Raw genomic sequence first — 12,321 nt, forward strand, 5'->3', positions numbered from 1 at the left:
TTTAATTGTTATTCGGCGTACATTTCAAGGCTATTCAATACTTCGTTAGCATCTTCTAACTCGTATTTTATTTCTTGTCCATCTTTGACCAATCTGATACCTTCCAGCAATATGTTATCGTTTTCATTTAAGCCACTTTCAACAACAAATAAATGGGAAAGTTCTGCGCCGACTTTGATTTCTAGTTGTCTGACAATGTTATCTTGGTCTATAACAAAAACGTATCGCTTATCTAAAACTTCAAATGTTGATTTTTGAGGAATAAGTAATGCATGTTCTAGTGGAATGGTCATTAGAATATTTCCTGTTTCACCGTGTCTTAAAATACTATCTGGGTTTGGAAAAGTAGCCCTGAAGGCAATGTTCCCAGTTTCGTTGTTGAATTCACCTTCAATGGTTTCTACTATACCTTGCTGATTGAATACCTTATTGTTTGCTAAAAGCAAATTGACCTTTTGGTTTTTATTCTGATCAGCATTCATAATATAATCCAGATATTCTGCTTCAGGCACATTAAAATAAACCCACATTTTACTGTTATCTGAGAGTGTTGTGAGTAGTTCACCTTCATCCAACATACTACCTTCTCTAACATGAAAGTGATCAATAATGCCATCAAAAGGGGCTTTTATATCAGTAAAGCCTAAATGAGTTTCAGCGAGAACAACTTCAGCTTTAGCTTTGTCAAAATTGGCTTTTGCAAGAGCCAGTTCATTAGGCGAGACAACCTCATTATCTGCCAATAATTTGGTGTTGTCGTATTCGATAGATGCGGCATTGCTTTCGGCTTTAGCCTTGAGTAATTCAGCTTGATAAATGTTGGGCATAATTTGAAATAAAGGCTGGCCTTTTTTAACAGACTGTCCTTCATCTACAGATATGTTTTGTAGGTAGCCTTTTTCCATAGCGCGCAATTCTATGTGTCGAATAGAATGTACTTGAGCCACATATTCTTTAGTTATGGAAGTGTCTCTGTAAACGGGATTAGTAACCTGAAATGTACGTTCTTCGTGTTTTTCCTCTTTGTGAGAATTACAGCCAATGGTTAAAACCATGGCTAAAAGGCCCATGATAATTGGGATTTTTTTCATAATAAAATGAATTTTGATGATTAAAATGATAAGTGGTTTGACTGTGTTAATGAGCACAGACATATAAAAATTGAAATGAGAGATAATTTCAGGAATTAGATAAGAAATTGTTTATCTACCTGTAAACAGATATCAAATTCTAAAGACTTCGAATTTGATGTAGCGTTTATAAGAAAATGCCTTTGAAGGTTTATTGCAACCTAAAGTGAGCTCTTCAAATTCAAATAGACTATTTTTGAAGAAACTATATAAAAATAAAGTTGAGACGTCATCACTGAATTTTGATGATTGACTTTTTTCAAATCCATCAATTTCTTCATTTTCCGTGGGTTCGGCAAATACCTTTTTAAACTTCAAAAAGGCATGAGTTGAGGACGGAAGAAATTGCGTATTACTCGATAATGAAGCAACATTACTACTTAACAACTCATTGTAAGAAACGGGATCATGATGCTGACTAGAATGCGCGTGCAAATGCATTAAGCCGCCTAGAATGACAACGAGGGTTAATACATATGTTAGAAATGCCTTTTTCATTTTTCGGGTACAAAAGTATTTTGACGATTTATTCCTTACAAGTTTTTTGTGTAAAATTTATCTTAAAGGTTTGTTTTTAAACAAATAATGTTTTTGCAGTTACTCATTTTTAAGTGTAATATTGCACAAAATTATTTTATGAGTGTCTTACAAATGCTTCAAGAGCGAAGCAATCATACCTGCGAACTGTGTTCAGCTACAAAAGACTTACAGCAATATACCATTCCGCCATCATTAAATGAAAATGTAGCCAACGATCTATTAGTCTGTAAAACCTGTTTAGATCAAATAAATGGTGTAACTGAAATGGATCCAAATCATTGGCGTTGTCTTAACGATAGTATGTGGAGCGAACACGTGGCTGTCCAAATTATGGCTTGGCGCATGTTGCAACGACTTCGTCATGAAGGCTGGCCAAAAGATTTGTTAGATATGATGTATTTAGATGATGAAGCTTTGGCTTTAGCTCGTGCAACAGGTGAAGACAAAGATGAATCTGAAAAAATTATTCATAGAGACATTAATGGTGTGGTATTGGAGAATGGCGATTCTGTTGTACTCGTTAAAGACCTAAAAGTTAAGGGTTCCAGTATGGTGGCCAAGCAAGGCACTGCTGTGAGAAATATTCGTTTGGATCATGAAAATGCAGAATATATTGAAGGTAAAGTTGATGGTCAGCAAATAGTCATTATCACTAAATATGTAAAGAAGACCTAAAACTATTACTTGTTTTTGTCATTTTTCTGCTTTAAAAACGAAAACCCAAAAGGAATCATAATCAATAAAAATAAAAACCTACCAGTTATTAATCCATAAATGGTGATGGCTGCGGCCAGTATCATCAGAATAGTTTGAGTTTTAGTTGACATATGATTGCATCTTTTTGATTTTTGAGGGAATTGTTTTCTTAATGGCTTTAAATTGCCTATTAAAATGAGATATGTTATTAAAGCCGCATAATTCGGCAATGTCTGTAATGGATAAATCTGAATGGGTTCGTAAAAGTTTGGTGGCTTGCTCAATGCGTAATTCATTCAAAAACTGAAAATAAGTTTTATTCGTGCGCTTTTTAAAATATTTGCAAAAGGCATTTTTGGTCATGTTGGCTATTTCTGAAATATGGCTCAAACTAACATTATTTTGATAGTTATTCATAGTATACTCAAAAACATCACGCATGCGTTTACCCTCATTGTCCGTATAGGTCTTTTCGTTAATAAATGAAGATAGGGTCTTGTAGGAAGCTGAAGAGGTCAGCTTTAGTATTTCCAGAAGTATAATAAATTGATCAATCTTGGATGCATGCTCCAGTTTTAAGAATTGTTCTTGAATGGGTTTTACGTTGCTAATCACCTTGAAACCATACTTGCAACGCTCGAAAAATGCTTTTGTTTCAGATAGTTCAGGAAGCTCAAAAAAGGCTTTCCCAAAGGCCTCTTTAGTGAAAAATAATGACAACATTTTCGAGTGTTTTTCTGAAGGCTCACTGTTAAATACATGAGGTAAATTCCCATCAATAATTATAATGTCACCGCTTTCAAAATGGTTTATAGTATCTCCAATAATCAAAGCCCCTTCACCAGCAACAACAAAACTAATCTGAATGTCCTCATGTTGATGTAGTTTGTCATAAAAGGATATGTCGTGGTCTATTTGAAATACAAATGCACGGGTATCTGGTTTTGGAATTTTAAACGGAAGGACTTTCATAATTATTCTATACTATCTAAAATAAAAATAAATATTTAATTACTGGATAATATAGTATTAATAATGGATAACTACCCACTATCAAAAAACAGATTTCTGAACTAATTTTAGGCTTATCAAAAATTAGGATTATGAATTTTCAATGGAAAGGCGTTATGCCTGCTATTACAACAAAGTTTACTAAAGATGACAAACTGGATCTTAACATGTTTGAAACGAATATCCAAGCACAACTCAACGCAGGAGTTCATGGTATTGTTTTAGGAGGAACGCTTGGTGAAGCCAGTACCTTATTAGAAGAGGAAAAAAGCGAATTGACGCAATTTACAGTGTCATTAGTCAAAAATAGGGTGCCTATTTTAGTTAATATTGCAGAACAATCAACGAAACAGGCCATTGACGCAGCTGAAAAAGCCGAAGTTGACGGCGCCCATGGTTTGATGATGTTACCACCCATGCGCTATAAGTCTGGAAATTTGGAAACCATAGCCTATTTTGAAGCAGTTGCCAATAGCACGTCCTTGCCAATTATGGTTTATAATAATCCAATTGATTATAAAGTTGAGGTGACTTTAGATATGTTTGAAAGACTCTTGAAATGTGAAAATATTGAGGCTGTTAAGGACTCCACAAGAGATATTTCAAATGTGACGCGTATCAAAAATCGATTTGGAGACCGATTAAAAATCATGACGGGTGTAGATACATTGGGTCTTGAGAGCTTATTTATGGGAGCTGACGGATGGATAGCAGGTTTAGTTTGTGCGTTTCCAAATGAAACTGTCGCAATTTATGAACTTCAAAAAGCGGGAAGAATTCAAGAAGCTTTAGAAATTTATCGCTGGTTTTTACCATTGCTAGAATTGGATATAAACCCTAAATTAGTGCAAAATATCAAACTGGCTGAATCTTACACAGGTATTGGAACCGAATATGTTAGAGCGCCACGGTTGCCATTATCTGGACAAGAAAGAAATCACGTTGTAAGTATTATTGAAGGAAGTTTAAAAAACAGGCCTAATTTACCAGATTACAAAAATCTATAATAACAATATTGATAACTAAATAATGATTACTGGAAAAAACTACATAGGTAATAAACAATCTGCAAAGGGAAGCAAAACTTTCAAAACATTCAATCCACAAGCCAATGCAGAAAATGATTTTGTTTTTACTGAAGTGACATCCAAGGAAATTGATGAAGGTGTGCGTTTGGCTTCAGAAGCATTTAAATCTTATCGTAAGGTTTCGGGAGAAAAAAAGGCCGTGTTTTTAAATGCTATTGCTGATAATATTATGGATTTGGATGATTTGTTAATAGAAACCTATTGTTCGGAATCTGGATTGCCTGAAGGTCGCGCTAAAGGAGAGCGTGGTAGAACTGTAGGTCAATTGCGCATGTTTGCTGATTTGGTGAAAGAAGGCTCCTGGGTAGAAGCATCTATTGACATGGCTATTCCTAATCGTGAACCAGCGCCAAAACCCGATTTGCGAAAAATGTCCATTCCATTGGGTCCTGTTGTGGTTTTTGGTGCCAGCAATTTTCCTCTGGCGTATTCTACAGCAGGAGGTGATACAGCTGCAGCATTAGCTGCAGGTTGTCCAGTTCTTGTCAAGTCGCATCATATGCATGCAGGAACGGGTGAATTAATAGCTAAAGCCGTTATCGATGCAGTAAAACAAACCAGCATGCCTAACGGCGTATTTTCTAATTTCAACAGCAGCGGTATTGCCGTTGGTGAGCAGTTAGTAAAGCATCCAGATGTTAAAGCGGTTGGTTTTACGGGTAGCATTGCTGGAGGGAGAGCCTTGTATAATTTAGCAGCTCAACGTGATGAACCCATTCCCGTTTTTGCTGAAATGGGCAGTATCAATCCTGTAGTTATTTTGCCCGAAGCTTTAAAAAAGAGGAATCAATCCATAGCAAATACATATGCTCATTCCATTACTTTAGGAACAGGTCAGTTTTGTACAAATCCCGGATTGATATTAGGGATTAAAAGTAAGGAACTATCCAATTTTGTTCAGAATTTATCTGATGAAATCGTCAAAATTGAACCGACTTGCATGTTACATCCTAATATCATTGGTGCCTATGAGAGCAAGAAAGAAAAAGCCATTGCACAGCAAAATTTATCGATCGCGGCAAATTATGGGTCTGACATCAAAACAAATTACGCTAGACAAACAGTCACGACTGTAGAAGGGGAAACGTTTTTAAACAACTCAACATTACATCAGGAGGTTTTTGGGCCGTATTCTATGGTGGTTCAATGTGATGACACGGATCAATTATATCAAATTATTTCTAACTTGGAAGGGCAGTTAACTGGGACAATCATCGCTGAAAATGATGAGGCAACAAAATATTCTGATATTGTATCGGCTTTACAAAATCGTGTAGGAAGATTGATTTATAATGGCGTTCCAACAGGTGTTGAGGTTTGTCCGTCCATGACCCATGGTGGGCCATACCCTGCATCAACCGATAGTCGGTTTACAGCAGTTGGAATACATTCCATTAAACGCTGGGTAAGACCATTTAGTTATCAGGATTGGCCAAATAATTTATTACCTGTAGAACTAAAAAATGAAAATCCTTTGGGGATTTTGAGATTGGTAAACAATACACAAACTAGAGATCGTATTACATAATGAAAGGGACTTTTGTCTGTATAGATGCGCATACCTGCGGAAACCCAGTAAGGGTAATCACAGAAGGGATTCCGAACCTTATTGGACATAACATGAGTGAAAAGCGCCAACACTTTCTCAAGGAATATGATTGGATAAGAAAGGGATTAATGTTTGAGCCTCGTGGACACGATATGATGAGTGGTAGTATGCTATTTCCGCCACATGATCCTGAAAATGACTTTGCTATTTTATTCGTTGAAACATCTGGCTGTTTACCTATGTGTGGTCATGGAACCATTGGCACCATTACAGTGGCTATTGAAGAAGGGTTGGTGAAACCTAGAGTGCCAGGGAAAATCAAAATGGAAGCTCCTGCTGGTTTGGTAGAAATTGAATACCAAGAAACCCTTGGTAAAGTGGAATGGGTAAAACTGACTAATGTTAAAAGTTATTTGGCTGCCGAAAACCTTTCCATTCAATCACCAGATTTGGGAGAGTTAGTTTTTGATGTGGCTTATGGTGGTAATTTTTATGCCATTATTGATCCTCAAGAAAACTTTTCAGGCGTTCATAATTATTCTGCTTCCGAGATTGTTCGATTTTCACAAACATTGAGACAATTAATCAACAATACGTTTCCGAATAGATTTGTTCACCCAGAGAATGATACCATTAAGGATGTTTCGCATATTTTGTGGACAGGAAATCCGATTGATCCAAGGTCATCAGGTAGAAATGCGGTTTTTTATGGTGATAAAGCCATAGATAGAAGTCCTTGTGGAACTGGCACATCAGCACGAATGGCTCAATTATATGCCAAAGGGAAATTAAAATTGGGTGAGGATTTTATACATGAAAGCTTCATTGGTAGTAAGTTTATTGGAAGAGTGGAAGCAGAAACACAAATTGCTGGAAAAAAGGCCATCATTCCGAGTATAAAAGGTTGGGCAAAGGTTTTTGGACATAATACGATAACCATTGATACAGAAAATGATCCCTATGCTTTAGGGTTTCAAGTTATTTAATATGGGAAAGAAAGTCATTGTTATAGGCGGAGGTGTTATAGGGCTATGTGCTGCTTATTATTTAAAAAAAGCAGGTCATGATGTTACGGTAATTGATCAATCCAATATGGATTCGGGAGCTTCCTATGTCAATGCAGGATATTTGTCACCAAGTCACATCATTCCGCTTTCTGCACCAGGTGTTATGAAAAAAGGATTGAAGTGGATGTTTAATCCCGCAAGCCCCCTTTATATAAAACCTAGATTGGACAAAGATTTTTTACAATGGGTTAGGGCATTCAATAAGTCATGTAATTTTAACCATGTAAAAAAGTCCATTCCAACCATAAAAAAAATAACCTTATGGTCTCAAGAACTTTATGATGAAATTAAACAACAAGAGGGTTTTAATTTTCATATTGAAAAAAAGGGGTTATTGATGTTGTGCCAGACAGAAAAGATGTTGGAAGCGGAAATCAAAACTGCTAACATAGCTCAATCAGAAGGCTTAGATGCTTTTGAAATTAATCAAACTGAATTACGAAATCTGGAACCTGATGTCAATATTAGTACCTATGGTGCGGTATTGTATAATTGTGATTCCCACTCCACACCTCAAGAGCTTATGGATAACATGAAATCTTGGTTAAGAAGTCATGATGTGTCTATACTGCAAAATGAAAAGGTGATTGACCTTACTGTGAATAATCAAACCATCAAGTCTGTTGTTACTGAAAAGCAAGAATTAAAAGCAGATGAGTTCGTCTTGGCAGCTGGTTCATGGAGTCCTATTTTGAGCAAGAAGTTCAATTTAAATCTATTATTGCAGGCAGGAAAAGGCTATCGTATTAATACGTATAAACCAACACACATTACAAGACCGGCTATTTTAGCGGAGGCCAAAGTAGCTGTCACCCCAATGAATGGTTTTACGCGATTTGCAGGGACCATGGAAATAGCAGGAATTAATAACAATATCAATCCAGTTAGAGTTGATGCCATAGCAAATGCAGTGACGAAATATTATCCAGATATTCAAATTTCTAATCAGGAAAAAAGCGAGGCAGCTTCAGGTTTACGACCAGTATCACCTGATGGCTTACCCTATATCGGGAAATCTTCAAAATGTAACAACCTAACTATTGCAACAGGTCATGCTATGATGGGTTGGAGTATGGCAACGGCAACAGGAGCTTTGGTTTCAGAAATTATATCTGATAAAAAGACATCTATGGATTTGGAACACTTTCATCCAGATCGTAAATTTTAAAATTAATTTTTTTCAAATTGTTTTTTGTCGATTTTTTAAACACATTTTTTTCAATTATCTAATACTTTTACTATACACCGATTAGTTGGTAATAAATTCATTTTCAATGGTATATTTATACCATTCCCTCACTGATTATTAGCACATTTTTTATTGATTAACGTTTAAACCATGTGTTTATGAACCTGAAAATTACACACTACAATAACTTTTTTGATGTCAAGGGAATATTGGATAAGCATTCCGTTCAAAAATTTCAAAATGAAATTAATGAGGCTTTTGAAAAATTACAATCTATTACAATTAGTCTGGAAGGACTAGAAAGTATTGATAAGTATGGCGTGATGGCTTTGGCTAAATTGCATAATGAGTCGTTATCAAAACACAAGCAATTATCCATAATAGGTTCTGGATGTAAAGATCTTTATAACCATTTTAAAACGAATGACGCAGCCTAATTAGGTTGACATGTCGGCGATAATTTTCCACTGACCATCTATTTTCTTAAAGATGATGATAAACTCGCCTTGTGCGTCTCCAACTGTTCGTTTGAGGTGATATTCACCCATGATGTAATATGATCCCGCTTCTATAGGAGATATCGCATTAAGCTTAAAGGTTAATTCACCAGTTTGGTCCTTGGATGTGTAGTTTTTTTTATAATTGTCCAAAGTCTGTTGCCAACCTTTGGTTATATATCCACGACTATAAAATTGTAAGGAATCCGATTTCCAATAGCCTTGCATAAAGCCTTCAATATCATAATTGTTCCATGCATCTTGCTGATCTTGCATGACTTTCCTAATGGCAATTTCATCAGCAGATTGTGAAAATACAATAGTTGAAAAAAATAATGATAAAATGACTAGTAGTGATTTCATAAGAAAACGAGTTGAATTGTTTTCCCTAAAAATACTAACTAATTATCAAAGTGCATTCTTTTGGTGTTTAAAAAAGGCATCAGCCTGCAACTGCATAAGTTCCCGCGCTTTTTTTCGCTTGTAAGTGTATAACTCATCTTCTTCAGCAATATCATTATAGATTTTGTTATTGATGGCCATGTCCGTTTTTAGAAGAATCTCACGCTCATTAACCTTTTGCTCAACCCAAGTTTTTACAGCTGTTTCGGCATCTTCCAATTTGTAATCATATTCGCCTTTCGGTGATAACAATTTGGCAAAAATAGGAGAGGTTTCAATAGCTAGAAACAACAGAAAAATAAAAAACGATGGTAACCACGGTAGTTTACCCAAAGCATTGACTCGAGCCATTAAACCATCAAAACCATCAATGATAGGCTGGGTATTTGTAACTTGTGTATTGTAATCTGTTTGCAATTGAGCAATTTGGGTTTCAGCCTGCTGAATTTTAGCTTTATTGAATTCTTTAAGCTGATTGAGTTCAGCTAAAGCTGCATCATGTTTTTCACGCTTTTCTTTATAAACAGGTCCTTTTCCAAGCAACTTTGTTCCTGCTGTACCCTCAGCTTCCGAAATATAGGTGTCATAAAGGGCATTGACTTCAGCTTCTTTCGTGTCAATTTGTTGTTGTAAGGATTGAATATTACTTTCTAAAGCAGCTACTCCAGGATCGAATTGTTTTGCCAATTCGGTTTTGTTGTCCAGTGTCAATTGGTTTTTTTCGGTAAGTAACACCTGATTGATTTCCTTTTCAAATATTTTGAGTTCTAAAGGTTTTGAAATAACCACGGCAATAATAATGGCTAAAATAATTCGTGGTGAAGCCTGAATTAGCTCATCAAGGACATTATTTCGCTTTTTAATGGTTGAAACAATAAATCGGTCTAAATTAAAAATGAGCAAGCCCCAAACTAACCCGAATGCAATAGCTGTAATATAATTGTCAAAAACGGTGAAAAGGGCATAACTGGCAGCTATAAAAGCCATAACGGCTGTAAAGAAAACGGTAGCGCCAATACCTGCATATTTGTTTTGTTCGCCAATGGAACAATTGTCCAAAATATCGGTATCAGATCCTGAACAAATGATAAAAAATTGCTTTAACATGATTGATGAAGTTTTGATTGATGAAATATTAGAACGTAAAAGTTATATAAATGTTACAAAAAAGCCTCGATATTTCGAGGCTTTAACATTTTAATGTGTTTGATAAATTATTTGTTCTTGATTTTAATGGGCTCTTTTGATAAATAGACTTTTGGATTTTTAGAGTCCGAATTTTTGGAAGAAATATTCATGCTTTTATCGGTTTTTAATATTTCAATAGCCTTATCGGAACTTATTTGTTTGCCTTCATAATAAAACGTGGCACCTTTTTTTGCCATATCAATTACATGATCCAATGGTGATTTTGGTGGAGGAGGTGGCGGCGGCACCTCAATGATTTCTGATTTTGGCGGAGCAGGCGGTAATGGCTCTCGCTTACTTACTTTACCATTTTCAACTTTATACTTTTTATAGTATTCCTCATGCGCTTTTTTATATTGCTTTTTTTGTTCTTGTGTTGCATTTGCTGGAACAGGAGGAGGGGGTGGTGGAAGTATTTTTGTGTCTCTTTCGGAAACCTGAACTTTTACGGCTTTTCCATATTCATCAGTGTATTTGTAAGTATAAGCTTTACCGGCTTTGGCTTTTTTTGCCATGGCATCATATTCCGCTTTTTCTTTCTTACTAATTGTTTCTGGTGCAGGTGCTGGTGGAGGTGGAGGTGGGAAGTTAGGAAATGGTTCTGCGGATTTTTGTTGTTCTTCTGTCATTAAATCATATAAATATTTAATACGCTTCATGTCAGAAAGTTTTATGGTATAGCTGTCACCTTTTTGAGAGTTATAGTATTTGGCTAATTTGTTATACTCCGCCATTTGTTCTTTTGAGGCGCCTTTTTGTTGTTCAGTTTTCTTTTCAATTGCAAAAGGTGTATTCCCTTTTTCGCGGATGATTTCCTGATTATAAGTCACAATTCGATGAAAGCCATATTTAATGAAGGTGTTGTATATAAACCAAACTTCTTCATCTGAAACGGGTTTACTATTGTTAACGTGAACATTTATTATGCGATTGCGTATTTCAGGTGTAATATCTTGATGCATGTGGTTTAAGACGGATACAAAAGTTGCTTTAGTGGCACTGTTGCCATCTATTTTATATGTTCCATTTTCAAGAACATCAATATCAATACTTCTGGCTGTATGGCTTGATTCTAAAGATTTAGAACCTAGGGGTTTTTCAACAATCTTGTTGGTGCTAAAACTATAAATTAATAGTGCGAGTAAGGGCAGTAAGATTAAACTCCTAACCCAAATAATGTGTTTTGATGTGTGTGTTTTCATAACTGTAAAACGTTTTTTGATAGATGAATAATTAATGGCATTTGCCAATTGTGGTTCTTGGGCATTTGATGAGAATGCCAATAAAGTATTTTGATAATTTTTAAGTTCAAAGCCATGGTTTATAACGGCTTGGTCAGCTAAAAATTCATGGTTGAGTTTGATGTCTTTTTTAATCAAATAGAGTAGCGGATTAAACCAAAACACAATTTGAAAAACCTCAATAAACAAAATATCTAAAGCATGTTTTTGCCTAGCGTGGATTTCCTCATGCAATAAGACTTCCTTCGGAATTTCCTGTGCTTCGTATTTGGTTTTATTAAAGAAAATATAGTTTAAAAAGGTGTGTGGATGCACCAAGTCGTTTAATAATACATAAATAACTGAATGGTTTTTGAATTTTGGGTTGTGCTTAATACGATTAATGATTTTAAATAGATTTCTTCCAAAGCGAATCAAAAAAATGACAACACCAAAGACATATAAACTCCATAAAATAAAAGGTAAATAATTTGTGGATTCTTCAAACATTTGTTCAGGTACAATAGTCGGTGTTCCTATTTCAGAATCATATGTAGGTAATGCCATTGGAGCCACTTCAACATAAGTTGTGAATGTTATCAGCGGAATAATGACAGATACAATTAAAGTTCCCAACAAATAACCACGTTTGAATTTATGGAAGCTCTCCTTTTCCATAAACAACTTGTAGAACAGCATAAAAACAGCCAGACAGGCACTGAATTTTACAATATAAAGTATCAT

General features: G+C 35.4%; 13 protein-coding genes. 6 read left to right on the plus strand and 7 right to left on the minus strand.

Annotation, left to right across the window (positions count from 1 at the left end):
- Window positions 1-8: 8 nt before the first annotated feature.
- Both ACKXGU_RS10395 and ACKXGU_RS10400 read right to left on the minus strand, forming a co-directional pair.
- Window positions 9-1,091, minus strand: coding sequence for an efflux RND transporter periplasmic adaptor subunit (locus tag ACKXGU_RS10395; protein ID WP_463465254.1), 1,083 nt, complete (start codon window positions 1,089-1,091; stop codon window positions 9-11).
- 132 nt (window positions 1,092-1,223) lie between these two features.
- Window positions 1,224-1,628 carry a hypothetical protein gene (locus ACKXGU_RS10400; protein WP_463465255.1) on the minus strand — a complete coding sequence of 135 codons (405 nt, stop codon included), beginning with the start codon at window positions 1,626-1,628 and terminating at the stop codon, window positions 1,224-1,226.
- Window positions 1,629-1,766: 138 nt separating this feature from the next.
- Here ACKXGU_RS10400 and ACKXGU_RS10405 point away from each other — a divergent pair, with 138 nt between their 5' ends.
- Window positions 1,767-2,345: a PhnA domain-containing protein gene (locus ACKXGU_RS10405; RefSeq protein WP_463465256.1), complete on the plus strand. Its 579-nt coding sequence runs from the start codon at window positions 1,767-1,769 to the stop codon at window positions 2,343-2,345.
- 5 nt (window positions 2,346-2,350) lie between these two features.
- On the opposite strand, the gene ACKXGU_RS10410 is transcribed toward ACKXGU_RS10405, so the two are convergent.
- Together ACKXGU_RS10410 and ACKXGU_RS10415 are read right to left on the minus strand one after the other, a co-directional pair.
- Window positions 2,351-2,497, minus strand: a complete 147-nt coding sequence (locus ACKXGU_RS10410) for a hypothetical protein (protein WP_463465257.1) — start codon at window positions 2,495-2,497, stop codon at window positions 2,351-2,353.
- Window positions 2,487-3,338, minus strand: a complete 852-nt coding sequence (locus ACKXGU_RS10415; protein ID WP_463465258.1) for an AraC family transcriptional regulator — start codon at window positions 3,336-3,338, stop codon at window positions 2,487-2,489. The genes ACKXGU_RS10410 and ACKXGU_RS10415 overlap by 11 nt, the downstream gene beginning before the upstream one ends.
- 131 nt (window positions 3,339-3,469) lie before the next feature.
- Here ACKXGU_RS10415 and ACKXGU_RS10420 point away from each other — a divergent pair, with 131 nt between their 5' ends.
- The 5 genes from ACKXGU_RS10420 to ACKXGU_RS10440 all read left to right on the plus strand — a co-directional run bounded on the left by ACKXGU_RS10420 (window position 3,470) and on the right by ACKXGU_RS10440 (window position 8,707).
- Complete coding sequence (locus tag ACKXGU_RS10420; protein ID WP_463465259.1) at window positions 3,470-4,384, plus strand: dihydrodipicolinate synthase family protein; 915 nt, start codon at window positions 3,470-3,472, stop codon at window positions 4,382-4,384.
- 22 nt (window positions 4,385-4,406) lie between these two features.
- Window positions 4,407-5,993 (plus strand): aldehyde dehydrogenase (NADP(+)), encoded by a 1,587-nt coding sequence (locus ACKXGU_RS10425; protein WP_463465260.1) that lies wholly within the window; start codon window positions 4,407-4,409, stop codon window positions 5,991-5,993.
- Window positions 5,990-7,000, plus strand: coding sequence for a 4-hydroxyproline epimerase (locus tag ACKXGU_RS10430; protein WP_463467427.1), 1,011 nt, complete (start codon window positions 5,990-5,992; stop codon window positions 6,998-7,000). The genes ACKXGU_RS10425 and ACKXGU_RS10430 overlap by 4 nt, the downstream gene beginning before the upstream one ends.
- A gap of 1 nt (window position 7,001) precedes the next feature.
- Window positions 7,002-8,249: an NAD(P)/FAD-dependent oxidoreductase gene (locus tag ACKXGU_RS10435; protein WP_463465261.1), complete on the plus strand. Its 1,248-nt coding sequence runs from the start codon at window positions 7,002-7,004 to the stop codon at window positions 8,247-8,249.
- A gap of 179 nt (window positions 8,250-8,428) precedes the next feature.
- Window positions 8,429-8,707 carry an STAS domain-containing protein gene (locus tag ACKXGU_RS10440; RefSeq protein WP_103050984.1) on the plus strand — a complete coding sequence of 93 codons (279 nt, stop codon included), beginning with the start codon at window positions 8,429-8,431 and terminating at the stop codon, window positions 8,705-8,707.
- Here the strand turns inward: ACKXGU_RS10440 and ACKXGU_RS10445 are convergent, their stop codons facing one another.
- The 3 genes from ACKXGU_RS10445 to ACKXGU_RS10455 form a co-directional block, all read right to left on the minus strand.
- Window positions 8,708-9,130: a YybH family protein gene (locus tag ACKXGU_RS10445; protein WP_463465262.1), complete on the minus strand. Its 423-nt coding sequence runs from the start codon at window positions 9,128-9,130 to the stop codon at window positions 8,708-8,710.
- A 45-nt stretch (window positions 9,131-9,175) separates the two neighbouring features.
- Window positions 9,176-10,276 (minus strand): DUF4407 domain-containing protein, encoded by a 1,101-nt coding sequence (locus tag ACKXGU_RS10450; protein WP_463465263.1) that lies wholly within the window; start codon window positions 10,274-10,276, stop codon window positions 9,176-9,178.
- A 107-nt stretch (window positions 10,277-10,383) separates the two neighbouring features.
- Window positions 10,384-12,321 (minus strand): M56 family metallopeptidase, encoded by a 1,938-nt coding sequence (locus tag ACKXGU_RS10455; RefSeq protein ID WP_463465264.1) that lies wholly within the window; start codon window positions 12,319-12,321, stop codon window positions 10,384-10,386.

Source organism: Hanstruepera sp. CR43 (genome assembly GCF_055227665.1).